The sequence below is a fragment of the Rhodopseudomonas sp. WA056 genome (assembly GCF_010906995.1).
Lineage (GTDB): Bacteria > Pseudomonadota > Alphaproteobacteria > Rhizobiales > Xanthobacteraceae > Rhodopseudomonas > Rhodopseudomonas palustris_G.
On the sequence record NZ_QPFS01000041.1, the window covers coordinates 1 to 25,759 of the forward strand.

The 25,759-nt window shown below is 65.5% G+C and carries 25 protein-coding genes; 12 read left to right on the plus strand and 13 right to left on the minus strand.

Features of this window, described 5'->3' with window-relative positions; all coding sequences use genetic code 11:
* The first annotated feature begins 133 nt into the window (after window positions 1-133).
* Window positions 134-361, plus strand: a complete 228-nt coding sequence (locus DU475_RS10490; RefSeq protein ID WP_164632098.1) for a DUF433 domain-containing protein — start codon at window positions 134-136, stop codon at window positions 359-361.
* 11 nt (window positions 362-372) lie between these two features.
* Complete coding sequence (locus tag DU475_RS10495; RefSeq protein WP_013502392.1) at window positions 373-702, plus strand: DUF5615 family PIN-like protein; 330 nt, start codon at window positions 373-375, stop codon at window positions 700-702.
* Here DU475_RS10495 and DU475_RS10500 read toward each other — a convergent pair whose 3' ends face one another.
* The 3 genes from DU475_RS10500 to DU475_RS10510 form a co-directional block, all read right to left on the minus strand.
* Window positions 703-921: a hypothetical protein gene (locus DU475_RS10500; protein ID WP_235677245.1), complete on the minus strand. Its 219-nt coding sequence runs from the start codon at window positions 919-921 to the stop codon at window positions 703-705.
* 746 nt (window positions 922-1,667) lie between these two features.
* Window positions 1,668-4,757 carry an excinuclease ABC subunit UvrA gene (gene uvrA, locus DU475_RS10505; RefSeq protein WP_164632100.1) on the minus strand — a complete coding sequence of 1,030 codons (3,090 nt, stop codon included), beginning with the start codon at window positions 4,755-4,757 and terminating at the stop codon, window positions 1,668-1,670.
* A 240-nt stretch (window positions 4,758-4,997) separates the two neighbouring features.
* Window positions 4,998-5,735 carry an outer membrane protein gene (locus tag DU475_RS10510; RefSeq protein WP_164632102.1) on the minus strand — a complete coding sequence of 246 codons (738 nt, stop codon included), beginning with the start codon at window positions 5,733-5,735 and terminating at the stop codon, window positions 4,998-5,000.
* A 527-nt stretch (window positions 5,736-6,262) separates the two neighbouring features.
* Between DU475_RS10510 and DU475_RS10515 the strand changes: the two genes are divergently transcribed.
* On the plus strand, window positions 6,263-6,766 hold the full coding sequence (locus tag DU475_RS10515) for a single-stranded DNA-binding protein (protein ID WP_013502397.1): 504 nt from the start codon (window positions 6,263-6,265) through the stop codon (window positions 6,764-6,766).
* A gap of 132 nt (window positions 6,767-6,898) precedes the next feature.
* Here DU475_RS10515 and DU475_RS10520 read toward each other — a convergent pair whose 3' ends face one another.
* The 3 genes from DU475_RS10520 to mazG all read right to left on the minus strand — a co-directional run bounded on the left by DU475_RS10520 (window position 6,899) and on the right by mazG (window position 9,456).
* On the minus strand, window positions 6,899-7,261 hold the full coding sequence (locus DU475_RS10520) for a hypothetical protein (protein ID WP_013502398.1): 363 nt from the start codon (window positions 7,259-7,261) through the stop codon (window positions 6,899-6,901).
* On the minus strand, window positions 7,258-8,553 hold the full coding sequence (locus tag DU475_RS10525; RefSeq protein ID WP_013502399.1) for a hemolysin family protein: 1,296 nt from the start codon (window positions 8,551-8,553) through the stop codon (window positions 7,258-7,260). Before DU475_RS10525 ends, DU475_RS10520 begins: the two co-directional genes overlap by 4 nt.
* Before the next feature lie 78 nt (window positions 8,554-8,631).
* A complete protein-coding gene (gene mazG, locus DU475_RS10530) occupies window positions 8,632-9,456 on the minus strand; it encodes a nucleoside triphosphate pyrophosphohydrolase (protein WP_164632103.1) in 825 nt (274 codons plus the stop codon).
* 117 nt (window positions 9,457-9,573) lie between these two features.
* Here mazG and queC point away from each other — a divergent pair, with 117 nt between their 5' ends.
* A complete protein-coding gene (queC, locus tag DU475_RS10535) occupies window positions 9,574-10,287 on the plus strand; it encodes a 7-cyano-7-deazaguanine synthase QueC (RefSeq protein ID WP_164632104.1) in 714 nt (237 codons plus the stop codon).
* An 84-nt stretch (window positions 10,288-10,371) separates the two neighbouring features.
* Window positions 10,372-11,691: a serine hydrolase domain-containing protein gene (locus DU475_RS10540; RefSeq protein WP_164632105.1), complete on the plus strand. Its 1,320-nt coding sequence runs from the start codon at window positions 10,372-10,374 to the stop codon at window positions 11,689-11,691.
* Here DU475_RS10540 and DU475_RS10545 read toward each other — a convergent pair.
* The 4 genes from DU475_RS10545 to nthA form a co-directional block, all read right to left on the minus strand.
* Entirely contained in the window at window positions 11,640-12,776 is a 1,137-nt protein-coding gene (locus tag DU475_RS10545) for a GNAT family N-acetyltransferase (protein WP_164632106.1), read from the minus strand. The genes DU475_RS10540 and DU475_RS10545 overlap by 52 nt on opposite strands.
* Window positions 12,777-12,931: 155 nt before the next feature.
* Window positions 12,932-13,321: a nitrile hydratase accessory protein gene (locus DU475_RS10550; protein ID WP_164632107.1), complete on the minus strand. Its 390-nt coding sequence runs from the start codon at window positions 13,319-13,321 to the stop codon at window positions 12,932-12,934.
* A complete protein-coding gene (gene nthB / locus DU475_RS10555) occupies window positions 13,318-13,977 on the minus strand; it encodes a nitrile hydratase subunit beta (protein ID WP_164632108.1) in 660 nt (219 codons plus the stop codon). Before nthB ends, DU475_RS10550 begins: the two co-directional genes overlap by 4 nt.
* A complete protein-coding gene (nthA, locus tag DU475_RS10560; protein WP_164632109.1) occupies window positions 13,974-14,606 on the minus strand; it encodes a nitrile hydratase subunit alpha in 633 nt (210 codons plus the stop codon). Before nthA ends, nthB begins: the two co-directional genes overlap by 4 nt.
* A gap of 92 nt (window positions 14,607-14,698) precedes the next feature.
* Between nthA and DU475_RS10565 the strand changes: the two genes are divergently transcribed.
* Both DU475_RS10565 and DU475_RS10570 read left to right on the plus strand, forming a co-directional pair.
* Window positions 14,699-15,505 carry an enoyl-CoA hydratase/isomerase family protein gene (locus DU475_RS10565; RefSeq protein WP_164632110.1) on the plus strand — a complete coding sequence of 269 codons (807 nt, stop codon included), beginning with the start codon at window positions 14,699-14,701 and terminating at the stop codon, window positions 15,503-15,505.
* Between the two features lie 55 nt (window positions 15,506-15,560).
* Window positions 15,561-15,884 (plus strand): YdhR family protein, encoded by a 324-nt coding sequence (locus tag DU475_RS10570; protein WP_164632111.1) that lies wholly within the window; start codon window positions 15,561-15,563, stop codon window positions 15,882-15,884.
* Between the two features lie 6 nt (window positions 15,885-15,890).
* Here the strand turns inward: DU475_RS10570 and DU475_RS10575 are convergent, their stop codons facing one another.
* Window positions 15,891-17,954, minus strand: coding sequence for an ATP-dependent helicase (locus DU475_RS10575; RefSeq protein WP_164632113.1), 2,064 nt, complete (start codon window positions 17,952-17,954; stop codon window positions 15,891-15,893).
* A 250-nt stretch (window positions 17,955-18,204) separates the two neighbouring features.
* Here DU475_RS10575 and DU475_RS24465 point away from each other — a divergent pair, with 250 nt between their 5' ends.
* Window positions 18,205-18,702, plus strand: a complete 498-nt coding sequence (locus tag DU475_RS24465) for a lipocalin-like domain-containing protein (protein ID WP_013502410.1) — start codon at window positions 18,205-18,207, stop codon at window positions 18,700-18,702.
* Between the two features lie 50 nt (window positions 18,703-18,752).
* Window positions 18,753-19,754 carry a DUF3471 domain-containing protein gene (locus tag DU475_RS10585; RefSeq protein ID WP_349644176.1) on the plus strand — a complete coding sequence of 334 codons (1,002 nt, stop codon included), beginning with the start codon at window positions 18,753-18,755 and terminating at the stop codon, window positions 19,752-19,754.
* A gap of 53 nt (window positions 19,755-19,807) precedes the next feature.
* Here the strand turns inward: DU475_RS10585 and pdxY are convergent, their stop codons facing one another.
* Both pdxY and DU475_RS10595 read right to left on the minus strand, forming a co-directional pair.
* Window positions 19,808-20,674 carry a pyridoxal kinase gene (gene pdxY / locus DU475_RS10590; protein ID WP_164632115.1) on the minus strand — a complete coding sequence of 289 codons (867 nt, stop codon included), beginning with the start codon at window positions 20,672-20,674 and terminating at the stop codon, window positions 19,808-19,810.
* Window positions 20,671-21,903, minus strand: a complete 1,233-nt coding sequence (locus DU475_RS10595; protein ID WP_047307808.1) for a benzoate/H(+) symporter BenE family transporter — start codon at window positions 21,901-21,903, stop codon at window positions 20,671-20,673. Before DU475_RS10595 ends, pdxY begins: the two co-directional genes overlap by 4 nt.
* Before the next feature lie 107 nt (window positions 21,904-22,010).
* On the opposite strand from DU475_RS10595, the gene pdxR reads away from it, so the two are divergent.
* The 3 genes from pdxR to DU475_RS10610 all read left to right on the plus strand — a co-directional run bounded on the left by pdxR (window position 22,011) and on the right by DU475_RS10610 (window position 25,751).
* Window positions 22,011-23,501 carry a MocR-like pyridoxine biosynthesis transcription factor PdxR gene (pdxR, locus tag DU475_RS10600; RefSeq protein ID WP_164632117.1) on the plus strand — a complete coding sequence of 497 codons (1,491 nt, stop codon included), beginning with the start codon at window positions 22,011-22,013 and terminating at the stop codon, window positions 23,499-23,501.
* 181 nt (window positions 23,502-23,682) lie between these two features.
* Window positions 23,683-24,951 carry a serine hydroxymethyltransferase gene (locus DU475_RS10605; protein WP_502706846.1) on the plus strand — a complete coding sequence of 423 codons (1,269 nt, stop codon included), beginning with the start codon at window positions 23,683-23,685 and terminating at the stop codon, window positions 24,949-24,951.
* A gap of 20 nt (window positions 24,952-24,971) precedes the next feature.
* Window positions 24,972-25,751 carry a YggS family pyridoxal phosphate-dependent enzyme gene (locus DU475_RS10610; protein WP_047307807.1) on the plus strand — a complete coding sequence of 260 codons (780 nt, stop codon included), beginning with the start codon at window positions 24,972-24,974 and terminating at the stop codon, window positions 25,749-25,751.
* Window positions 25,752-25,759: the final 8 nt, after the last annotated feature.

Genomic DNA, 25,759 nt, shown 5'->3' on the forward strand with positions numbered 1-25,759 from the left:
GCCGTAGCCCGCATGAAGCGAAGCGGAATGCGGAGCTCTATGATCCGCCCGCCCCGGCTTGCGCCTCGCGCAACCGGGCTCCGCTGGCTGACAATGGGCACCGTGAATGCTAGGATTTACGAGGAGATCACCGATGTCAGACCTGCTCGCACGCATCACGATTGATCCGAATGTGCTCCACGGCCGCCCCTGCATTCGCGGCATGCGGATCAGCGTCTCCGACGTATTGGCGCAGCTCTCGTCGGGAGCGTCGCGCGAAGATGTCCTGCACGACTATCCGTATCTGGAAGACGCGGATATCGACGCGGTGCTGGCCTTTGCAGCAAAGCAGGCGGATCACCCCATCATCGCGGCGGAATGAGCCCGCGCTTCATGATCGATGCCCAACTTCCGCCGGCGTTGGCGGAGGCGTTCAGGCGTGCCGGTTTCGACGCCGTTCACGTGGCAGATATCGGCTTACTTTCCGCGACCGATCATCAGATTTGGCGAGCGGCAATTGCCAAGTCGGCGGCCCTGGTGACCAAAGACCGGGACTTTCTGATGCTACGTGCTGCTACCGACAGTGGGCCCACGGTGGTCTGGATTAGATCGGGGAATGCAAGCAATCGCGAGCTGCTTGACTTGATTACTGGCGCGCTGCCGGCGATCCTCGCCGCGATCGCACGGGAAGAAGCGGTGATCGAGGTGTCGGCTCGTCGCTGATCAGGTCGAGATCGGCTTGAGTTCGAAAATGCGGCCATACTTTGCCGCCTCGGCGAGGTCGCCGCGTCGCAGTGCCAACCGCACCGCCTCGAGCTTGCGCACGTCGTCCGGCGAAAGGTAAGGCGCCCACGCGCCTTCCTCGCCGCGCGCGACAGCGACTTCGGCTGCATAACGGCCTTCATGGATGAGTTCGAGCCTTATTCGGGTCATCACGATCATCCTCGTGAAGAGCTACTTCAATTTGAGCGCGACCTGTAGCTCGCAGGAACGAAGCGATATGGAGGAGAGGGGTAGCCCGCGTGTCGCTCCGCTCACCCGGGCGACGCTTGCTGCGTACTAGTTTCGTCGGACGTATCCTTGCACTTAAGGATCAGATCGATTTCGTTTTTGCAGTCTCTGCGCATAAAACATGAGACTGGATCGTCTCGCCCAACGGGAAAATAGTTCAATTCCGCGGTAGCCGCATCGATCGCTTCTGTACGGAAATACACAGGCTGAAGAGAGTCTGACTCACAGTCCATGATCAAAGTGCCGAGGTGCTCTACCGTGGGAACATCTAGGATATGGCCATGAATGATTGTGCCAACCCCAAGCTTCTCAATGTGTCTAACAAAAAATGGAAGCCATCGATCCGTCTCGAAGCGTCCTGGCTTCACTCGAAGTCTTGGTCTGCCCGATCTCGAATATACCGAGTACTTTTTCAATTTATCGGTGCATGCATGCTTGGGCCAAGGAGGGCCAAGTTTATCAAAGAAGGTGCCGCCCCCATGTCGTCCGCGTATAAAATAGACCGGCGCGTGGCATTCCGGGCATTGTGAGGTCGGTCCCTTTAAGGCTCTGCGTGCGATCCTTGGGACCCAGCCATGCCAATCGGGCGGGCGAGAGCGCCGTTGTCCGCCTCTGAAGTCGCATTGACAATTTGTGGGATGGTTAAACCCGTTGCAGGCCATAAGCCCCTCGTCAAATCACTCCGCCGCCTCGTCCGTCTTCCGCTTCGCCGCCTTCGTCGGCCCCTTCTTCTCCAGCACCGGCTTCAAAAACTTCCCGGTGTAGCTCCTCGGCGCTTTGACGATGTCCTCCGGCGGGCCCCAGGCGACGATTTCGCCGCCGCCGTCGCCGCCTTCGGGGCCGAGGTCGATGACCCAGTCGGCGGTCTTGATGACTTCGAGATTGTGCTCGATCACCACCACGGTGTTGCCCTGCGCCACCAGCTCGTGCAGCACTTCGAGCAGCTTGGCGACGTCGTGAAAGTGTAGTCCGGTCGTGGGTTCGTCGAGGATGTAGAGCGTGCGGCCGGTGGCGCGCTTGGAGAGCTCCTTGGCGAGCTTGACGCGCTGGGCTTCGCCGCCGGACAGCGTGGTGGCCTGCTGGCCGACATGGATGTAATCGAGGCCGACGCGCTGCAGCGTCTTGAAGGTCTCGCGGACGCGCGGCACCGCCTTGAAGAACTCGGCGGCTTCCTCGACCGTCATGTCGAGCACGTCGGCGATCGACTTGCCCTTGAACAGTACGTCGAGGGTTTCGCGGTTGTAGCGCTTGCCCTTGCAGACGTCGCAGGTGACGTAGACGTCGGGCAAAAAGTGCATCTCGATCTTGATGACGCCGTCGCCCTGGCAGGCCTCGCAGCGGCCGCCCTTGACGTTGAACGAGAACCGGCCCGGCTCGTAGCCGCGTGCCTTGGACTCCGGCAGGCCGGCGAACCACTCGCGGATCGGCGTGAACGCGCCGGTGTAGGTCGCGGGGTTACTGCGCGGGGTGCGGCCGATCGGCGACTGGTCGATGTCGATGATCTTGTCGATGTGCTCGAGGCCCTCGATCCGGTCATGCGGCGCCGGCGGTTCGCTGGCGTTGTTCAGCTTGCGCGCGATCGCCTTGTAGAAGGTGTCGATCAACAGCGTCGACTTGCCGCCGCCGGAGACACCGGTGACGCAGGTGAACAGGCCGAGCGGAATCTCGGCGGTGACGTTCTTCAGATTGTTGCCGCGGGCGCCCACCAGCTTGAGGGTGCGGCGATGGTTCGGCGGCCGGCGCTCGGGCACCGGCACCGACAATTCGCCGGTCAGATACTTGCCGGTCAGCGACTTCGGATTGCGCATGATCTCGGCGGGCGAGCCTTGCGCGATAATGTGGCCGCCATGGACGCCGGCGCCGGGGCCGATGTCGAGCACATGGTCGGCGAGCAGAATGGCGTCCTCGTCGTGCTCGACCACGATCACGGTGTTGCCGAGATCGCGCAGCCGCTTCAGGGTGTCGAGCAGCCGGGCGTTGTCGCGCTGGTGCAGGCCGATCGACGGCTCGTCGAGCACGTAGAGCACGCCGGTGAGGCCGCTGCCGATCTGCGAGGCGAGGCGGATGCGCTGACTTTCGCCGCCGCTCAATGTGCCGGATGAGCGCGACAGCGTCAGATAGTTGAGGCCGACGTCGAGCAGGAAGCTGAGCCGGTCGCGGATCTCCTTCAGGATACGGACGGCGATCTCGTTCTGTTGGGTGTTGAGCAGCTTCGGCACCGAGGCGAACCAGTCGCCGGCGGCCTTGACCGACAATTCAGAGACTTCGCCGATATGCTTGCCGCCGATCTTGACGCACAGCGCCTCCGGCTTGAGGCGATGGCCGTGGCAGGCGTCGCACGGTACGTCGGAGAAGTACTTGCCGAGCTCCTCGCGCGCCCACTCGCTCTCGGTCTCGCGGAAGCGGCGCTCGATATTGGTGACGACGCCCTCGAACGGCTTCTTGGTGTCGTAGGAGCGCACGCCGTCTTCGTAGGAGAACTTGATCTCGTCGTCGCCGGAGCCGTGCAGCAGGACGTTCTGCACCTTCTTCGGCAAGTCCTTCCACTTGGTGTCGAGCGTGAACTTGTAGTGCTTGGCCAGTGCGGTCAGCGTCTGCAGGTAGTACGGCGACGACGACTTCGCCCACGGCGCGATCGCGCCCTTGCGCAAGCTCAGTTCCTTGTCGGGCACCACGAGATCGGCGTCGATGTGCTGCTCGATGCCGAGGCCGCCGCATTCCGGGCAGGCGCCGTAGGGATTGTTGAACGAGAACAGCCGGGGCTCGATCTCCGGAATGGTGAAGCCGGAGACCGGGCAGGCGAACTTCTCCGAGAACAGGATGCGCTCGGGGCCGGACTTGTCGTGGATTTTGGCGACTTTCTTGCCCGCGGCTTCACCCTTCGAGACGGCGCTTTGCGCCTCCTCAGGGTGAGGAGCTCCCTTCTTGGGCTTGCCGCGTTTGCCGTCCTCATCCTGAGGAGCGCCCGCAGGGCGCGTCTCGAAGGATGGCGGCGGGGGCGGCGCATCCGCGAACTCGATCACCGCCAGCCCCTCGGCCAGCTTCAGCGCGGTCTCGAAGCTTTCGGCGAGGCGTTGGCCGATATCGGGGCGAACGACGATGCGGTCGACCACGACGTCGATGTCGTGCGGGAACTTCTTGTCGAGTGTCGGCGCCTCGGCGAGCTCGTGGAACGCGCCGTCGATCTTGACGCGCTGGAAGCCCTTCTTCAGCCAGTCGGCGAGCTCCTTGCGGTACTCGCCCTTGCGGCCGCGGACCACCGGCGCCAGCAGATACAGGCGGGTGCCTTCGGGTAGCGCCAGTACCCGATCGACCATCTGCGACACGGTCTGGCTTTCGATCGGCAGGCCGGTGGCGGGCGAGTAGGGCACGCCGACGCGCGCCCACAGCAGGCGCATGTAGTCGTAGATCTCGGTGACGGTGCCGACCGTCGAGCGCGGATTCTTCGAGGTGGTCTTCTGCTCGATCGAGATCGCCGGCGACAGGCCGTCGATCTGGTCGACGTCCGGCTTCTGCATCATCTCGAGGAATTGCCGGGCATAGGCCGACAGCGACTCGACGTAGCGGCGCTGGCCCTCGGCGTAGATGGTGTCGAAAGCCAGCGACGACTTGCCGGAGCCGGACAGGCCGGTGAACACCACCAGCTTGTCGCGCGGGATGGTGACGTCGACGTTCTTGAGATTGTGCTCGCGGGCGCCGCGAATGGTGATGGCGGTCCGGCTCGAGGCCGCGGGGGTCTGACGCTTGGCCTTGATCACTTCGTCCATGCGGGTGTCCAGACGCGCGGCAGCGCGCCGGTTGGGGCGCGCGCCGGATCGACCGGGGCTGACGCCGGATGAGGCTGAGCCTGGAACATAGGAAGAACGACAGGCGATTGCCAGAGGCTCAGTGCGCCATCAACCGGATTGTTGCGGCGGAGGCGGCTGCGGACGTCGATCTGGCCCAAAACGCAGAAGGCCGGCACGATGCCGGCCTTCGTAGCGTGGCTGAATTCAGCCGGTGCAGACTCAGTAGCGCGCCACGATCGGGCCGCCCCAGCGATAGTTGATCCGCGCGGTGACCACGTCGACGTCCTGCTTGATGTGGTCGACATTGGTGATCGGAGCGAAGGTGAGGTCGCGACCGCCCATGAACAGGTGGTCGTATTCGACGGCGAACGACCAGTTCGGCGTGAAGCCGTATTCCAGGCCACCGCCGACCGCGGCGCCCCAGCGGGTCTCGCTGGCATCGTCGTTAATAACGCCGGTCGCAGTCTGGAACCGCGTGTACTTGTCACTGGTGACCGCCGCACCGCCCTTCACGTAAAGCAGCGCGTTATTCCAGGCGTAGCCGACACGGGCTGTGAACAAGCCGAACGCATCGATCTTGGACTGGTTGGTGAAGGTCGGGAAGTTGCTAAGGTTCGAGCCTTTGAAATCCGCCCAGTTGCCCTGGGCTTCGACGCCAAACACCCAGGTTCCGACCTGCCAATTGTAGCCGATCTGCCCGCCGACCGTGCCGCCCGAAGCGTCATGGCATCCCTCGCCAGCGGCCACCTGCGGAACGGCCGTGGTGCCAAGATAGTCCCAGCAATTGCGGCTGCTGCCCCAGCCGCCGTTCGCGCCGATGTAGAAGCCCGACCAGTCATACATCGCCGGAATGATCGGCGGCGCCTTGGTGTAGGGGCGGGCCGCGAGATCCGCCGCCATCGCCGGCGCGACACCCAACGCAATCCAACCGACAGTCCCCAGCAGAAATTTCTTCATCGCAATTCTCCGGTTGTCTGTGCTTCACCGGTTCTCGGTCGGCAGTGTCCCTCTGCTGAGCGAGAAGCGCGAGCGCCCTTTAATTCCACGCCCCGGACCATAACCCCGCTGCGAGCAAAGCGCCGTCTCCAAAATGCAACAGTCGCGAGTGAAGTTCAGTTCCTAAAACCAGGGATAGATTGTCGGAAATTGCAACTTGTTCACAACGGGTTACCGTCGCGGCCTGGTGTTACTTCGGGCGGTGCGGACGCGGAAAAATGGGAGCCAGCCCAGCATGTCGACTTTGCGCTTCACTTCGGAACAAAAATAGAACAGACTGCGTGAATTCGCGCCGGTGGATAAATCCCATGAGGCGGGCGTTTTCGCTCGCGGACGTATGGGCGAGGCGCCGCCCACAGCGTATTCGCTTGGACCGGAACGGGCGTCGCGCCGAGTTTCGGCGTGAGCAGCGGCAGAGCGGGAGGCTGGCGATGGCCGGCCGGGTCGCGGGCGCCGCGCGGTCAGTATGATTTGAAGAGGAGACGTCGATGGCGGGTAGCGTGAACAAGGTGATCCTGGTCGGGAATCTCGGTGCCGATCCGGAGATCAAGCGGACCCAGGACGGGCGTCCGATCGCCAACTTGCGGATTGCGACCTCCGAGACCTGGCGCGACCGCGCGACCGGCGAGCGCAAGGAGAAGACCGAGTGGCATCGCGTGGTGATCTTCAACGAAGGGTTGTGCAAGGTCGCCGAGCAGTATCTGAAAAAGGGCGCGAAGGTTTACATTGAAGGCCAGTTGCAGACGCGCAAATGGACCGATCAGAGCGGCGCCGAGCGCTACAGCACCGAAGTCGTGCTGCAGAATTTCAACTCGACGCTGACCATGCTCGACGGCCGCAGTGGCGGCGGTGGTGGCGGCGGCTATGGCGATGACAATTCCGGCGGCGATTTCGGCTCCAGCGGTCCCTCGGGTGGTGGCGGCGGACGGCGGCCGATGCCGGCCAGCAGCGGCGGCGGCCGCAGCGACATGGACGACGATATTCCGTTCTGACGGCGCTCAGTTCGCACGCTGGTGCAGGCACGTCGCCGCGCCGCGTGATAAGAGAAACCGACGGCCGCCGCGCCCCCGATCGCGGTGGCTGTCGCCGATTCAGGGGACGGCGCTCCGGTCCAGGCGAAGCGATCAGGGGGCCAGCAGTGCCCAGCCGAGCTGGAGTTGGGTGAGGGCGAACAGCGCTCCGAACAGTCGCTGGTTATGGCGCGCAAGCCAACGCGGCAGGCAGATATCGAAATTGTCGGCGCGGTCGTCGGTGTAGCGCGCCGCCAGCGTCGTCAGCGGACAGCGCATCCGGTTCAACAGCAGCACGAACACTTCACCCCAAACGAAGACGCTCAGCCACAGCGCGGCGACGAGCTGCCCGAGCCAGATCGTCACCGGAATCGCCAGGATCGAGGAGGCGAAAAACGCCCAGATCGCGGTGTGAAGCAGCCGCACGGCGGCGAGGGCGCGCGCGTCGCCCCGGCCATGTGCCGCCGGCGGCGTCATGGCGAGGCTTCGTCGTCGGGAAGTCGGCTCGCCAGGATCTTGTCGATCCGCCGGTGGTCGAGGTCGAGAATTTCGAACCGCCAGCCATGGACGTCGAACCTGTCGCCGACATTCGGTAGCGCGCCGAGATGTGACAGCACCAGGCCCGCGACGGTGTGATAGTCACGCGGCGCCGGCACCGGGATTCCGAGCAGATCGCAGAATTCGTCGACCGGCATCCAGCCCGCAACCAGATACGAGCCGTCGTCGCGGCGTACCACCGCCGGTTCGGGCGGCCCCTGTTCCGAGCTGAAGGCGCCGACGATCGATTCCAGAATATCGGCGGTGGTGACCACGCCCTCAAAGCCGCCGAACTCGTCGTACACCAGCCCCATGTGCACCGACGAATTGCGCAGCAGGAACAGCGCGTCGCGGGCATCGGCCGAGGCGGGGATCACCGGCGCGTCACGCACCAGCTTGCGGAAATCCGGAGTTTCACCGCGCAGATACGCCTCCAGAACGTCCTTGGCCTGGATGATGCCGATCGGATCGTCGCTGTCGCCGTCGGTGACGGGCAGCCGTGAGTGCCGGCTTTCGGCGAAGGTCGTGCGGATCGTTTCTTGCGGATCGGTGAGATCGATGATGTCGACCTCGGGACGCGGCGTCATCACCGCGCCGACCGGGCGGTCGCCGAGCCGCATCACGCCGGCGATCATCTGGCGCTCGCCGGGTTCGAGCACGCCGGCGGTCTCCGCCTCCAGCACCAGGCTGTGGATCTCCTCCTCGGAGACCTTGTCAGCCGGCTCGCCGCTCTGGCCGAGCAGTGCCAGCATCGCTTTGCCGGAAACGTCGAGCACGACCACCACCGGCAGCGAGATCTTGGCGAGCAGCGCCATCGCCGGAGCGACCTTCACCGCCACCGCTTCGGGATCGCGCAGCGCGAGCTGTTTCGGCACCAGTTCGCCGACGATCAGCGTCGCGTAAGTGATCAGCGTGACCACCAGGCCGACGCCGACGATGTCGGCGAACGGCACCCCGCCTGCCGACAGCCATTCGCTCAGACGCTGCCCCAGGGTCGTGCCCGAAAACGCTCCGGACAGCACGCCGACCAGCGTGATGCCGATCTGCACGGTGGAGAGGAACCGGCCCGGATCTTCGCTCAACTTCTGCGCCTGACGGGCGCCCCGAACGCCGCGCTGCGCCAGGATCGACAGCCGTGCCGGACGCGACGAGACGATCGCTAATTCAGACATTGCCAGCAGGCCGTTGACGACGATCAGGACGACAACGATTGCCAATTCGATCGAAAGCATGATGTTTGGACGCCCCTCCAGCCGTCAATGTGGGAGGTCAGATAGGAAGTCCCGGGCGGTTTCGGAACCGCGCCGCACCTATTTACCAGGCTCCGACTGCTTGGCCTCGTTCCATAGCGCGTCCATCTCGGCGAGTGAGGCTTCGTCGGGCGTCCTGCCCCGGGCCGCCAGCGCCTGTTCGATGTAGGCAAAGCGGCGCTCGAACTTGGCGTTGGCGCCGCGCAGAGCGATCTCCGGATCGGCGCTCGTATGGCGGGCGAGGTTGACCAGCGCGAACAGCAGATCGCCGGTCTCTTCCGTAATGTGCGCCTGATCACCGCGATCGAGTGCGGCTTCGATCTCGTCGGTCTCCTCGCGGATCTTCGCAAGCACGGCGCGCGGGTCGTTCCAGTCGAACCCGACCTTGGCGGCCTTGCGCTGCAAGTCCATCGCCCGCGACAGCGCCGGCTGGCCGGATTTGACGCCGGCCAGCACCGAACTGGACGGCTGTTCGGTGATGCCGCGGCGGGCGGCGCGCTCGGCCTTTTCCTCGGCCTTGATGCGGTCCCAAACGCCTTCGACGTGTGACGGGGTGAGATTGCCCTCGGCATCGGCAAACACGTGCGGATGGCGGCGGATCATCTTGCGGGTGATCGCCTCGACCACGTCGCCGAACGCGAACGCGCCACGCTCTTCGGCGATCCGCGCATGGAAAACCACCTGCAGCAGCAGATCGCCGAGCTCTTCGCGGAGATCGTCGAGATCGTGTCGGGCGATCGCCTCGGCCACCTCGAATGCTTCCTCGATCGTGTAGGGCACTATACTGGCGAAATCCTGCTCGAGATCCCACGGACAGCCGGTCACCGGCGTGCGGAGCGCGGCCATGATTTCGATCAGGCGGGCGATGTCGCGGGAAGGGGTCATGGCGCGGGTCCACGGGCAGGAGGAAATCCGGCTTCCTATGCCGCAACCGGCGCCGCCATCCCAGCGAAAACAGCAACGGATTTGGCGCGGCCGGCCCGCAGTGCTAAAGCCAGCGCCATGACCGAGCATTCTTCCGACAAGACCGCGCTGGTGCTGTTCTCCGGCGGGCAGGACTCCGCGACCTGTCTGGCCTGGGCGCTGGAGCGCTTCGCCAAGGTCGAGACCATCGGCTTCGACTATGGCCAGCGTCACCTGATCGAGCTGGCGTGCCGGTCGCAGTTGCTCGACGGCGTTCGCGGCATCAATGCCGACTGGGCGGTGAAGCTCGGCGACAGCCATACCCTGACGATCCCGACGCTGGCGGAAATATCCGACACCGCGCTGACCCGCGACGTCGCGATCGCGATGGGCGCCGATGGTCTGCCGAATACCTTTGTGCCCGGCCGCAATCTGATCTTTCTCACCTTCGCGGCGGCGCTGGCGTATCGCCGCGGCATCACCGACATCGTCGGCGGGATGTGCGAGACCGATTACTCCGGCTATCCGGACTGCCGCAACGACACGATCCAGGCGTTGCAGAGCGCGCTGTCCCTCGGCATGGCGCGCGACCTCACACTGCACACACCGCTGATGTGGCGCGACAAGGCCGCGACCTGGCAACTCGCGAAGGATCTCGGCGGCGACGCGCTGGTCGATCTGATCCGCGAAGACTCGCACACCTGCTATCTCGGCGAACGCGGCGCGCGCCACGCGTGGGGCTATGGTTGCGGCGAATGCCCGGCGTGCCGGCTCCGCGCCACGGGATGGAACGAATACGCCGCGGGGGCCTGACCGATCGCACGCCTTCGGATCAGCGAGTCGGCAACGGCCGTGTGCCAAGGCTGGCGTTCCAGAGACCGCCAAGGACCGCACGCCATGCCGTCTGACCTCGTTTCAATCAGCCGCCGCTGCGTCCTGCAAGGCATCGGCGCGGCGCTGGCGACCTGTCCGCTGATCGGACGGGCGACAGCCGCGCCTTCGGCCCTTGTGCCGGTACCGAGGCCGGACAAGCTCGCACACCTCACCGCGTTCTTCGACCACGAGGTGGCGGCCGGTAAGCTGCCGGGCGCGGTGGTGCTGATCCAGCAGCACGGCAAGCCGGTGTACCAGCGGTGCTTCGGCTGGCGCACCGCCGCGCGCCGGCATCCGATGACGCCGGACACCATTTTTGCGCTGCATTCGATGACCAAGCCGATCACCAGCGTCGCGGCGATGATGCTGGTCGACGAAGGGCGGCTGGCGCTGCATGATCCGCTCGCGAAGTACATCCCGGCGTTCGCGCGCGTGAAGGTGGGGATCGAGACGACCAGACACGGCAAACCGGCGTTGAAGCTGGTGGCGACACATCGCCCGGTGACGATCGAAGACCTGCTGCGGCACACATCGGGGATTACTTACGAGTATATCGGCGGCGAACTGATCATGGCGGCGTATGAACAGGCGCATCTGTTCGCCGGTCGGTTCGACAACGCCATCTTTGCCGATGGGATCGCCCGCCTGCCGCTGGCGCGCCAGCCCGGTACGCTGTGGCGCTACGGCCATTCCACCGACGTGCTCGGCCGCGTCATCGAGATCGTGTCGGGCGAGCCGCTGTACGAGTTTCTCAAGCGACGGCTGTTCGATCCGCTCGGCATGACCAGCACCGGATTCGTGCTGCGGACGGAGGCGGAGCGGGCGCGGATGGCGGCGGTGTTTCCTGCCGATACGGTCCTGGTCGAGTCCGAGCGGCAGCGCCGCGCGCATCCGGAATGGCAATCGGGCGGCGGCGGATTGCTGTCGACGGCCACCGACTACGCGCGGTTCGCGCAAATGCTGCTCGAAGGCGGTGCGCTCGACGGACGGCGCTATCTCAGTCCGGCCGCCTACGGGGCGATGACCACCGACCAGATCGGCCCGGCTTCCGGTGTGGAGCGTGATTACTTCTATTTTCCCGGCGATGGCTTCGGTTACGGCTACGGTCTGGCGGTGCGGGTGGAGCCCGGCGAGGCGAGCCCGCCGGCGCCGGGCTCGATCGGGGAATTGAAATGGGACAGCGGCAGCGGCACCTACTTCGGCGTCGATCCGTCGCTCGACATGATCTACATCCTGATGCAGCAGACAGAGACCGAACGCGGCCGGGTGGTGCCGGCGTTCAAGACGCTGGTCTACGACGCCTTCGCCGCCAGCGACCGAACCAGCGAGCGGCCGCCCGAATAGGTCGACCACGCCGACAGGGCCATCCGCCCCTTCAGAGTCAGTGCCTTTTCCAGCACCAGCAGCGGCTGTGGCTCGCAGCCGAGCTGCCTTTTGTAGTCATAGCCGCCGGCGCCGAGGTCGAACTGCTCGACGCGATTGTCGATCAACCAGCGGATGATCTCGCTCGCCAGCACGATTCCGGGCGAACCGCGACTCCACTCCGCTCCGGCGTGGGCGAGGCGAACCGTGGTGCAACTCTGCCTGTGCAGCAGGCTGTAGGCGACCGCGACGACGGAGTCGCCGGATTCCATCACCGACAGCATCGCCTGGCCGCGCGAAAACACCTCGCGGTAGAACTTCGCATAGGCCGGGCGATCGAGTACGTAGCGCATGCCCAGTCCGGCGATCCGTGCTCGCTGAAACTGATCGAGTTTGCCGAACAGCAGCGCGGTGCGATCGTCGGGAGAGGTGATCATCCGAACCCGCACGCCGCCGAGCGCGTCGAGGGCGCGATGATGCTGACGCAGCGCCTTACGGAATTTGCGCGGACGTGACGCCAGGTAGTCGTCCCAGGATTGCGGCAGCGCGGTAACATTGCGCACCGTACTGGAGGGTGCCGATGCCAATAGCCCGAGTGGATTGATGCGACCACCCGCCGTCAGCGGCAGGTTGCACAGTCGGATGACGTCGACCTCCGGCATCGCCTCGAGGGCCGCCTCAAACGCTGCGGCGGCGGCCTCGGGCGTCGATGGTGCGGCAGGGCCGAGCAGCGGGACGTTGTAGTCCGACACTGAAAGATCGGCGAACTCGACCAGCGTCACGCCACACACCCGCCGCACCACCAGCGGCAGCAGCATCGCGATCTCGCCGCGAAAGGTATCGCGCACGGTGATCAGAAGCGGCTCGACGGCCGCCGAGGGACCGACAAGCGCCAGCCAGGCGCCGAGCCAGTTCGCGGTTTGAAACGGCGTAATGGCGGCGGACGGGCCGAGCGCTGCGGCACGCTGCAAGAACTGATCGACGTCGGTGTCTGCTTCGGCGACATAGCGGCCGGCGACATTAGCCGTTCGCCGCATCGGCCGTTCAACCAAGTCGATCTGCGCCATTCCCCAACTCGCTGCCGTCGCACGCCGCCATCAGATCGATGGGACGATATCTGGCACCATAGCGCCGATCGTCGCAGTTCCGGTTGATTGGATGCAGTCGTCGGATAAACTTGTCACGACAACGTTAACGCGGCAGCCGGCGACGTTGGCCCGCTTTACGGCGGCGAAAAATCCGTCGGTTGGAGCGCGATCGGACGGCCGTGCGGCGTGCGATCTGCGGCGCGATCCCATGCATCGCGGTAGCGGTGCTGGGTCTCACGGCTGGCGATGCCCTTCGTGGCGATCAGGCGCTCCAGCGTCGCGAGCCAGTGGCGATAGTAGGTGTCGCCGCAATCGGGATCGCCGGCGGTCTGGGCACAGCGGATTTCGTCGGCCAGCGTGGCCGCCCATTCCTGCCAAGTGAAAAGCCCGCGGCCATGCAGCGTCACCGCCAATGCGAACGCTTGCGCTTCCCACGGCTCGCGGAATACTGGGCCGTCATCGTCATGCGGCAGGCCGGGAACGCAGCGCGCCGCGATCGCCGCGGCGTCGGACTCGCCGCTCATTGTGCCGGCTCCAGATAGGAATCCCATGCATCGACCGAGACCTTCAAGGTCGGATCGGCATCGTCGCCCCACAAATCGCGTGCTTCGAACGCCACAGTGTACAGCCACTGCGGCTGTTCGCCGCCGCCGTGCGCGTGACTGTCAGGAAACACGTGGGCGCCGTGCGCCAGTTCGACGGTGCCGACCCGGCCGCGGACGTAGCGCGGCAGTCGGATATGGGTCCGCGGATGCAACTCTCTGGCGCGCACCCGGTCGCAGATCCCGAATCTGGCAGGAACCGATGGCGTGCGCTCCGTCGATGTCCCGCGCGCCAGCATCGGCGCAACATCCGCAGCCGCGAGCACGGGTACATCCTTACGCGGATGCAGAGGCCGCCCCGCGGCGATCTCGTCGGCGGTGACGAGGCCGCGCTCGGCCATCAGGGTCTCGAGGCCGGCAAGCCAGAGTTGATAGTAGCTCATCGACAGATAGTCGATCGGGGCGCGGTTCTCGCGGGCGAACCGCGACATGTCGATGTTCCAGCCGCCGGGCCGCCCCATGGCCAGCGTCAGCGCGAAGGCGCGGCGCTCCCACGCAGCATGAAACAGCGCCTCATTGGGCTCCGGCACCACCGGTCCGAAGCCGTCCATGCCGCCCATGTCGTGAGCACCGTTCATACCGCGACCTCCGAAGGTTGGCGGGCGAGGCCGGTGCCAATCATGCTGTCGCGGGTGACGAGATCGGCGAGCCGATCTTCGCTAAGGCCGTCGCTGCCATCGGGGCGCATCGGAATCACCAGATAGCGGATCTCGGCGGTGGAATCCCACACCCGGATCGTGATGTCCTGCGGCAGCGTCACGCCGAATTCGGCCAGTACCGCGCGCGGCTCCTTGACCACGCGCGAGCGGTACGGCGCCGATTTGTACCAGACCGGCGGCAGGCCCAGCACCGGCCACGGGTAGCAGGAGCACAGCGTGCACACGACCATGTTGTGGGTCGCGAGCGTGTTCTCGACCGCAACGATATGCTCGCCCTGGCGGCCGGTGTAACCGAGCTCGGCGATCGCCGCGGTGGCGTCGTGCAGCAGCCGCTGCCGATAGGCGGGATCGCTCCACGCTTTGGCGACCACCCGAGCGCCGTTGCGCGGGCCGACCTTGGTCTCGTAGGTCTCGATCAGCGCATCGAGCGCGGCGGGATCGACATACCCCTTTTCGGTCAGAATGGTTTCGAGCGCGCGCACCCGCAGCTCGGTTTCGGACAATTCGGAATGGTCGTGATCGTGGTGGTGGCGATGCTCATTGCTCATGCGTCGCAGGATAGATTGGATTTTGCCGCGCTGTCGAGCCGCGAGGCTGCTAGGCTCGCCGCAACCAAAAGCAACGACCAGGGAGGAACAAGATGAGCGGGTGCGTCAGCATCGAACGAGGGCGGGGGCCGGAAGGACGGGTGGCGATCGTCAGGTTCGATCGTGGTGACGGCCTCAACGCGCTGTCGCCCGACGCGATGCGGCAACTGACCGACGCTGCGCGCAGTTTCGAGGACGATGCGGATACCTCGGTGGTGGTTCTTACCGGCAGTGCGACCGCATTCAGCGCGGGCTTCGACCTGAAGGATCCGGAGGGCCGCAGCCGAGCCGGGATGGACCTTGGCGCGCTGCGCCGACATCTCAAGATCGGGCCGCGGCTGACGCGAGCGTGGCACGAGGTGGAGCAGGTCACGATCGCAGCGATCGAGGGCTTCTGTGTCGGCGGCGGCGTGGCGCTGACGGTCGCGCTGGATTTCCGGGTGATGGCAAACGACGCTCATCTGCGGGTGCCCGAGATCGGCCTCGGCATGAACATGAGCTGGCAGAGCGTGCCGCGGATGCTGCATCTGATCGGGCCGGCGCGCACCAAGCAGGCGGTAATCCTGGCCGATGACCGCATCAGCGCCACCGAGGCGCATGGCTGGGGGCTGGTCGAGGAGATCGCCGAACCGGGGCAGGCACTCACACGGGCACTCGCGCTCGCCGACAAGATTGCGGCGCAACCGCCGATGTCGGTGGCAATGACCAAACTGACGGTCAACCGGCTCACCCATGCGCTCGACGATCTCGCCAGCCACATGGATCTCGACCAGTTCGCGCTCGCCGGCTTCAGCGACGATCACCGCGAAGGCGTCGAGGCCTTTCTGCAGCGCCGCAAACCGCAGTTCCGCGGCCGGTGAGGCGACGCCGGGCAGCGGATGCGCTACATTTGCCAAAACACCGAGGAGGCTTTCGATGATTACCACCGTCGTGCAGTTCCACATGGCGACGCCGATCAGCCTGGAAGAGGCGAAGAAGCGGTTCGAGAGCAGCGCTCCGAAATATCAGAAGCTGCCGGGCCTGATCCGCAAATACTACATCCGCTCCGAAGACGGCATGACCGCCGGCGGAATCTATCTCTGGGAGAACCGCGCGGCTGCCGAGGCCGTCTACGCCGGCGAATGGCGCGCCCGCGTCGCCGCACTGTATGGCGCCGAGCCGGTGATGAGCTGGTTCGACAGCCCGGTGATCGTCGACAATGCCGACGGCGGTACGATTACCACCAGCGCGGCGGCCTGATCGCGCTCAGGTCCACATCCGCCGCATCCGCGAGTTGATATCGATGCGCGGGACGCGATGGGCTGCGGCGGCAGTTTCGGGCGTGACTCGAGGCCAGCTCGTGCGCTCGAACAGCGGCAGCAGCCGGTCGGGGATGAAGCGGGTGCGCGCCGCATAGACGTGACGGTCGCCTTGGGCGTTCTGGCCGTGGGTGAAGAATCGCTGCGGCACCACCAGATGCAGATCGTCCTTCGCCCGGGTCATCGCGACGTAGAGCAGGCGGCGCTCTTCCTCGATCTCGGCCGAGGTGCCGGTGCCGAGGTCGGACGGCATGCAGCCGTCGACGACATTGAGCACGAACACCTGTTTCCATTCCTGGCCCTTGGCGGAATGAATCGTCGACAGGATCAGATAGTCGTCGTCGAGCGTCGGCACGCCGGCCTGATCGGAGGTCGCGTCCGGCGGATCCAGCGTCAATTCGGTGAGGAAGCGTTCGCGCGACGGATAGCCGGAGGCGATCTGCGCGAGCTGCACCAGATCGGCGCGCCGGGTTTCGGCATCCTCATGAATGCGATCGAGATGCGGCGCGTACCAGATCAGTGCGCGCTCGATCTCGGCCGGCCAGCCGGCATCGCCGCTGCGCAGCTCTCCGATCGCCTCGACGAAGCCGCGCCAGTCGGCGCCGGCGCGCGGCGGCGCGGGCAGGGCGGCCAGCGTGCCGAGCGGATCGGCCGCGGCCGTCATTGCATCCAGCGCCTTCTGCGCCGACGCCGGGCCGACGCCCTGCATCAGCAGCATCACCCGGAAGCCGGCGACGCGGTCGCGCGGGTTCTGCACGAAGCGCAGCAGCGCCAGCATGTCCTTGACGTGCGCGGCGTCGAGAAATTTCAGCCCGCCGAATTTGACGAACGGGATGTTTCGCCGGGTCAGCTCGAGCTCGAGCGGAGCGGAATGCGACGAGGTGCGGAACAGTACCGCCTGCTGCTTCAGCGTCGCGCCGCCTTCGCGGGCGTCGAGCACGCGCTCGACGATGTAACGCGCCTGATCGGCTTCGTCGCGGACTGAGGCCAGCAGCGGCCGCGCCCCTTCGGCGCGGTCGGTCCACAAATTCTTGGTGAAACGCTCCCGCGCCAGATCGATCACGGCGTTGGCGGCGGACAGGATCGCCTGGGTCGAACGATAGTTGCGATCCAGCGTCACGACGCGAGCCGGCGGATTGAACGCCTTCGGGAAGTCGAGAATATTGCGCACCGTGGCGGCGCGAAACGAATAGATCGCCTGGGCGTCGTCGCCGACCACGGTGAGCCCGGCGCCGTCGGGCTTCAGCGCCAGCAACACCCGCGCCTGCAGCGCATTGGTGTCTTGATATTCATCGACCAGCACGTGATCGAACCGGCCGCCGATCTCTTGCGCGAAGGCCGGCTCCTCCATCACCTGCGCCCAGTACAGCAACAGGTCGTCGTAATCGAGCACGTTGTGGCGCTGCTTGGCGTCGACATAGGCGGCGAACAGTTGCTTCAGCTCGGCGGTCCAGCCGGCGCACCATGGGTAGTTGGCGCCGAGTACGACATCGAGCGGCTGGCCGGCATTGACGCAGCGCGAGTAGATCGACAGGCACGTGGCCTTGGCCGGAAACCGCGCTTCGGTCTTGGAGAAACCAAGGTCGTGGCGGACCAGGTTCATCAGGTCGGCGGAGTCTTCGCGGTCGTGGATGGTGAAGCCGGGATCGAGCCCGATGCGCTCGGCATAGTCGCGCAGCAGCCGGGCGCCGATGCCGTGGAAGGTGCCGGCCCAGTGCAGCCCGCCGCTCAGCGCCGAGGCGCGGTCGCCCAGCACCTTGCGGGCGATCCGTTCGACCCTGCGGGTCATCTCGGCCGCCGCGCGGCGCGAGAACGTCATCAGCAGGATGCGACAGGGATCGGCGCCGCCCACCACCAGATGCGCGACGCGGTGCGCCAGCGTGTTGGTCTTGCCGCTGCCGGCGCCGGCGATAACCAGGAGCGGCGGACAGCTCGCAGTGGCCGCACCGTGCTCGACGGCGCAGCGCTGCTCGGGATTGAGTCCGTCGAGAATCGGGGCGGGCAAGGACACGAATCAGCGCCTGTCGGGTGAACGTTGGACGCTTCCAGATTCCTGCTTTGTTCGCAATGGCATTCCGCAGGTTCCGCGCTTTCTGTCCCGGCGTCGAGCGACCATCATCGCACGCTCTGCGGAAAAAATGTCACGGCCAGCCGGCTATCCTGCCGCCGATGTTGGGTTATGATTCACGCGGGCGCGGATGGTCCGCGGCCGTGGTGCCAAGGCGAGCAGGCGACGCCTGTGAGGACAGAGGGGAAGCTGGATGGTGCGAGGATCCATACTTGCGGGGGCGGCGATCGTGGTGATGACGTCGGCGAATGCGCTGGCTCTCGATCTCGATACCGTAGCGATCGAGGGCGGCAAGCTGGTGATCACCGGCAAGACCGCGAAGGCCGGGCAGGAGGTCGAAGTCGTCGCCACCGGTGACAAGGTCAAGAGTTCGTCGTCGCGCCGCTTCAAGATGTCGCTCAGCTACCTGCCCGAGAGCTGCAAGCTCGACCTGAAGGCCGGTGACCAGACCGCAAAGGACCTGATCGTCGCCAATTGCGGCCCCCGCGGGCCGAAGGGCGAGGCGGGCCCCGCCGGTCCAGCCGGCCCTGCCGGCCCGAAGGGTGATGCCGGTGTGGCCGGTCCCGCTGGCCCCGCCGGTCCAAAGGGCGACCCCGGTCCTAAGGGTGATGCAGGACCAGCCGGTCCGGCGGGCGCCACTGGCCCGGCCGGTCCCAAGGGTGACGCCGGCGAAGCCGCGCCGAAGAACTGACCGAATGCCCATGCGATCGCGGCCCGTGGCATCCCGCCACGCGGCCGCGATTGTCCGAGGCCGCGCCGGCGTTGACATCGAATCCAACGCGCGCCAGAGTCCCAGCGGGTGGATACGACCCGCCGCTTGCGCCCCGCCAGGGGAATGGTGAACGTATCACAGCGATCCGTGCCCCTTTGCCGAGGCGAACGGTGTCGGTAACGCAAGCATCTGACCTGATCAGTTCGCCCTGCAGAGGGTTCAGGATGCGCGATTTCCGCGATGCAAAAGCCATGGCGCAGACGCTGCGCGAGGCCATCAAACCGAAAGCCGAACTCACTCGAAGTGAGAGTCTTGAGCTGATCGCCAGAGTTCTCGGATGCAAGAACTGGAATGGGCTGTCGGCTGCCGTCCAAGCTGCGGGCGGCACGGCGCAAAACTCCGAGCCGCAGGAGGTTCTGCTCGATGCGGCGGTTCTGGATCGCTACGTCGGCTTCTACGAACTCGCCGAGCACGGCGTCATGACGATCCGCCGCGCGGATGGGCGGCTGGTGTCCCGGCTGACGGGCCAACCCGACGTGCCGCTGTTCGCCGAGAGCAGCAAGCGGTTCTTCGCCAAGATCGTCGACGCTCAGATCAGCTTCGTGACGGACGTTTCAGGCGTGGCGCAGTCGCTGGTGCTGCACCAGAACGGCCTCGATATCCCGATGCCGCGCATCGATGCGGACAGAGCTCGGCGCATCGAACAGCAGCTCACTCAGAAGCTGTCGAGCAATCGGCCGAGCCCCGGCACGGAGGCCGCGCTGCGCCGACTGATCGACGGGCTCCGCACCGGTGAGCCCGGCTACGACGCGATGACCGAGATGGTGGCCAATGCTACCAGACAGCAACTCCCCGCGCTGCACAAAGAGATCAGCGAGGCCGGCGGCGTTCGTTCGATCGAGTTCGTCGGCGTCGGCAATGGCGGTGTCGATGTCTACCTGGTGCAGCACGAGCGGCGGCCGCTGTATTGGCGGATCAGCCTCGATGGCCGCGGCGCGATTTCGACCGCGTGGGTGGCGCCACGGCTTTAGCTCATCGAGCGGCCGACACCTCCGAACACGACCCTATGCCTGATCTTCCGGCGTCATCGAGGAGGCTCCGCCCCGGCGGGACTCAGTGCATCGATGACGCCGGCAAGCTGCATCTCGCGTTCGCCGGCGGCCATGGTGCGTTTCAGCACCTCGAGCACAATGGCGGCGGCGCGACGGGCCGCATCGACGAGACTGAGATTGCGGGCGAGGCCGGCGGCCAGAAGGCCGGTGTAGAGATCGCCCGTTCCGGCCGCTGCCAGCTCGAGGCGCAGCGAGGGCAGACGCGTTGAGGCTGCGTCCTCGAACACGATGTTCTCGAGCGAGTCGTTCGGCGTATCCGCCAGCCTGCAGCTTGTGACGACCACCCGGGCATTCCGCCAAGTTTGGATCTTGTGGACCGCCGCCTCGAGCTCTGACCATGTCGTTGGCGGGCTGCCTGCGATCAGTCCGACTTCGAACTGGTTGGGCGTGAGCAGATCAGCGAGCGGGATCAACTCGTCGCAGATGCACGCGACAACCTGATCGGGCACGAACACGCCGACATGGGCGTCTCCCATCACCGGATCGCAGATGTAGGTGATGGCGGGATTGAGCTGTCTCGCTCTCTTGATGAAGGCCGCCACCATTTCGCCGTTAGCGCGCGAGCCGAGATAGCCGGACACGATATAGCGGCTTGTCTCGATCAGCCCTCGTTCTTCGACCCCACGCAGCAGATCGCCGACCAACTCGGCGTCGAGCACCCGTCCGCGTGTGGTCTCGAAGCCTGGATGATTGGAGAGCAGTGTGGTCGGCACCGCCGCCACGTTCAGCCCGTGCGCCTGCATCGGCAGCACGGCGGCGCTGTTGCCGACGTGCCCGTGCACCACCTGACTCTGGATCGAGATGATGGAAGTCGTCATCGGCGTCGTCTCGCGGTTCATTTCGCTGCCGCCTCGGTGGCGGGGCGATCGGCGGCCGCGCGATAGGGCACGCGGCCATTGAGGACAAGATAGGCGAGTCCGCCGATCAGCAGGCCCCAGAATGCGCCGCCGATGCCGAGCAGCTTGATGTTCGCGGCGGATGCCAGGAAGGTGATCAATGCCGCCTCGCGCGAGGTCGGATCCGCCATCGCCCCGGCAAGGCTGCCGCCGATCGTGCCGAGCAGAGCGAGACCGGCGAGGGTGGTGATGAAGGTGGCTGGAAACGCCATGAACACGGCGGCGAGCGTGACCCCGAACACGCCCACCAGCACATAGAAACAGCCCGCCGCGATGCCGGCAATCCATCTCTTGGAAGGGTCTTCGTGAGCCTCCCGGCCTGTGGCGATCGCGGCCGTGATCGCCGCGATGTTGAAGGCATGCGAGCCGAACGGCGCCATGATGAGCGACCCAAGACCGGTAATGGTCACGATCGGATTGGCGCTGGTCTTGAACCCGTCGTTCCGCAACACCAGCATCCCCGGCATGTATTGACCGGTGAGCGTGATCAGGAACAGCGGCAACGCGACCGACAACAGTGCGTTCAGCGAAAACTCCGGCATGCTGAATACCGGGGCCGCGAAGACCAGCTCGAGACCCGACAGATCGACCCGGCCTTGCGTCAGCAGGAACGCTAGTCCGAGCAGCAGAATGCCGACCACGGCATAGCGCGCGGAAAAGCGCTTCAACGCGACGTAGCCGGCGATCAGCAAGCCGACAAGCCACGGATCGACGCTGGCGCCGCCGAATGCGCCGATGCCGAACTGCAGCAGAATGCCGGCGAGCAGGCCCGAGGCGATCCCGGGCGGGATCAGACCGATCACCTTCTCGAAATAGCCGGACATGCCGAGCACGACGAACGCTGCCGCCGAGATCATGTAGGCGCCGACCGCCTCCGGGTAGGGAGTCGTCGCCAGAGCGGTGACCAGGAAAGCCGCCGCCGGGGTCGACCACGCCGTGATGATCGGCTCGCGATAACGCAGGCTCAGGAACACGCCGGTCAATCCGACGCCGATCGAGATCGACCACACCCAGGAGGCCGTGAGTTCAGGGCTGAGCCCCGCGATCTTGGCGGCCTGAAACACCAGAATGAACGTGCCGCCGTAGTTGACGATCACCGAGATCAGGCCGGCGACGACCGGATGGGTGAGGTCGCCGAGGCGGACCGGGGAAGGCGGAGGGTGGGGCGACATCAGGCTGACAGTCTTTTCTCGGGAGCGCGAGGCGCTCGGGCCAATTGACATTTAGCCATTCGATGGCCTGATTAGCCCGGCCATTATTCGCCATAGGGGCAGACCATTTGTTCAAGCACTCGCAGCTCGAATCCGTCAAAGCCTGGGTCGCGCATCCGGCTCATGTGGCGATGCCGTTGCACGCGCGGGTTCAGCGTGCCATCCGCCAACTGATCGTCGACGGTGCGCTGGGGGCAGGCAAACCGTTGCCCGCCTCGCGTGCGCTGGCTCAGTCACTAGGGGTGTCGCGCGATACGGTCGAAGTGGCCTACGGCCAGCTTCACGCCGAAGGCTTCATCGAGCGGCGGGTGGGCAGTGGCAGCTTCGTCGCGGAGATGACGGAGTTCACGCTCGGCCGCCGTCTGCCGCAGCGGGTCGGACAACTTCGCAACCAGACGCCGAACCTCAGCAAGCGTGGAGCCGCAATGTTCGGCAGCGGCGGCATTCGCGAGCAGCTATCGCCGACGCCGTTCGTCCATGGCGTGCCGGAAACGCGGACGTTTCCGCTTCAGCTCTGGGAGCGACTGGAGCGCCAGGTCCGGAAAGAATTGGGTGCGCAGACGCTGCTGCATTGCGACCCGCAGGGCAGCGAGCCGCTCCGCCGCGCCATTGCCGACTACGTCAACCTTGAACGCGGCGCACGCGCCTCGGCGGATCGGGTTGTCGTACTCACCAGTTCGCAGCAGGCAATGTCGCTGTGCGCGAATTTGCTGCTCGATCCTGGCGACCGGATCTTCATCGAAGATCCGGTCTATTACGGCGCGCGGAAGGCGTTCGATGCCGCAGGTCTGGAGTGCGTTCCGATTCCGGTCGATCGTCAGGGGCTGGTCGTCGACCAGATTACAGCCCAGCCGCGCCGGGCCAAGGCGGTGTTCCTCACGCCGTCACATCAATTTCCAACCGGCGCGACGCTGGCACTCGATCGCCGCCTCGCGCTGATCGAATGGGCGGCGCGGCATCAGACGTGGATCATCGAAGACGACTACGACAGCGAATTCCACTACGCCGGCAAGCCGACCGCTTGCGTGCAAGGTCTCGATCGACACGACCGGACTGTCTACATCGGCACCTTCACCAAATCGTTGTTTCCGGGCCTGCGGATCGGCTACGTGGTGCTGCCGCCGCGGCTCGTGAAACCGATGACGGTTGCACGCACGCTGCTCGACGGTCACAGTGCCACGATGGCGCAACTGACGCTGGCCCGGTTCATGGAGGGCGGACATTTCGGCGCGCATGTCCGCACCATGCGCGGTGTCTATGCCGAACGCCTCGACGTGCTGGCTCGCCTCGTCGGGAAGTATCTGTCCGACTTCGTCGGACCGCGTGTTCCGATCGGCGGCCTGCAACTCCCCTGCGTGCTGACGGGCGATCTTCAGGAACGCATCGCGGTCGACGCCGCCCGCCGTGCCGGGATCGAATTGCTGGGACTGTCGGCGCTGCATCACGCCCGCGCTGGCGAGGCGGGCTTCCTGATGGGCTTTGCGGCGTACACCCCGTTCGAGATCGAAGGCGCCGTGAAGAAGCTGGCGAAAGCGCTTCGGGCGGCGACGAAATCCTGAGCCGGCGTTGCCATCTCAATTGGTCTGGTCGCTATTCAGAAAGTGGCGGGGATAGCCAGACCATCACCATGCTATGCGCTGTTCACCGACGCCGCACGCGCCCTCTGATGCTCGCGACAAGTCGTCGGCATCAAGGAGATCAGCCATGGGTTCATCCGTCGCGCCGCACCTCGTCCAGACCATCGCAAACCCGGGCGTGAGCGCCGCCGGCCTGACCGCGGCCGATCACGCTGTTGCGGCCGCGATCGCCGAGGAGGAAACCCGCCAGCGCGACTCGATCGAGCTGATCGCCTCGGAGAACTTCGTCAGCCGGGCGGTTCTCGACGCGCAGGGATCGGTGCTGACCAACAAATACGCCGAAGGCTATCCGCATCGTCGCTACTACGGCGGTTGCGCGAATGTGGACGCGGTCGAGGATCTGGCGATTGCGCGGGTCAATGAGCTTTTCGGCAGCGCCTACGCCAACGTCCAGCCGCATTCGGGCAGCCAGGCCAATCAGGCGGTGTTTCTCGCGCTGCTGTCACCCGGCGATACCATCCTCGGCCTGGACTTGAAGGCCGGCGGCCATCTGACCCATGGGGCGACGGTCAACATGTCGGGCCGCTGGTTCAGGGCCGTCAGCTATGGCGTCGATCCGGAGTCGCACCGGATCGACATGGATCGGGTCGCCGAGCTAGCTCGCCAGCACCGGCCACGGCTGCTGATCGCCGGCGGGTCGGCGTATCCGCGGATCATGGATTTCGTCCACTTCCGTCAGATCGCCGATGAGGTCGGGGCGATGCTGATGGTCGATATGGCCCACTTCGCCGGGCTCGTGGCCGGCGGCGTCTATCCGTCGCCCGTTCCGTTCGCCGATGTCGTCACCTCGACGACGCACAAGACACTCCGTGGGCCGCGCGGCGGATTCGTTCTGACCAATGATCCGGACATCGCCAAGAAGATCAATTCAGCGACGTTCCCCGGGCTTCAGGGCGGTCCGCTGATGCATGTGATCGCCGGCAAGGCGGTCGCATTCGGCGAGGCGCTGCAACCGGAGTTCAGACTGTATGCGCAGGCCGTAGTCGAGAATTGCCGCGTGTTGGCGCAGGCGCTGGCGGATGGCGGGCTGACGATCACGTCGGGCGGCACCGATTGCCATCTCGCCGTTGTCGATCTGCGGCCCCTCGGCGTGACCGGCAATATCGCCGAGCAGGCCTTGGAGTCGGTGGGGATCACGGTCAACAAGAACGCAATCCCGAACGATCCGGAGAAGCCGATGGTGACGTCGGGGGTCCGCGTAGGGACGGCGGCCGGCTCCTCCCGCGGCTTCGGCGCGGATCAGTATCGCCAGATCGCCGGCCTGCTGCTCGACACGCTCCACGCGGTCCGCGCCGGAACGCTGGATGCTGACCGGCAAGCGATCAAGTCGCGCGTTCGGCAACTCGTCGCACGCTTTCCGCTACCTTACTGACCAGGAGTGCTCGCGTCACAATGCCTGCCAGCCGAGAGCTCTCACCGGACGACATCACGCGTTTCGGCGCCGATCCCGCCACCGCGTTTGCGGTGAACCTGAAGTCGGTTCGGGAGCGCATCGCGGCCGCTTGCCAACGCTGCGGGCGGAGCGACGATGTGCGTCTTCTGCCCGTCACCAAGACGGTGCCGGCCAACGTTCTTCGTCTGGCCTATGCGGCCGGCATTTCCGAGTTCGGCGAAAACAAGCTGCAGGAGGCTCGCGACAAGCGGGCCATGCTCGTGGATCTGCCGATCCGCTGGTCGATCATCGGCCACCTCCAGACCAACAAGGTGAAGTATCTTGTCCGTTTCGCTTCGGAATTCCATGCGCTCGATAGTCTGCGGCTCGCCGAGGAATTGAATCGTCGGCTGGATGCGGAGGGGCGTGACCTTGACGTGTTCGTTCAGGTCAACACCTCGGGCGAGGCGAGCAAGTACGGCCTTGCCCCTGACGATCTCGTTCCGTTTGCCCGGCGTCTGTCCGAATATCCACGGCTCAAGCCGCGCGGTCTGATGACGCTGGCGATTTTCAGCGCCGACATGGAACGTGTTCGGCAGTGCTTCCGTCTGCTGCGCGATCTGCGCGACCGCGCCACCAGCGTTCACCCCGATCTGACGCAACTGTCGATGGGGATGTCGGGTGATTTCGAGGCCGCGATCGAAGAGGGCGCGACCGTGGTGCGGGTCGGACAGGCGATCTTTGGCGCGAGGCCGACCAGCGATCGGTTCTATTGGCCGCACGCAAGTTTCGACCGGTAGACCTGAAA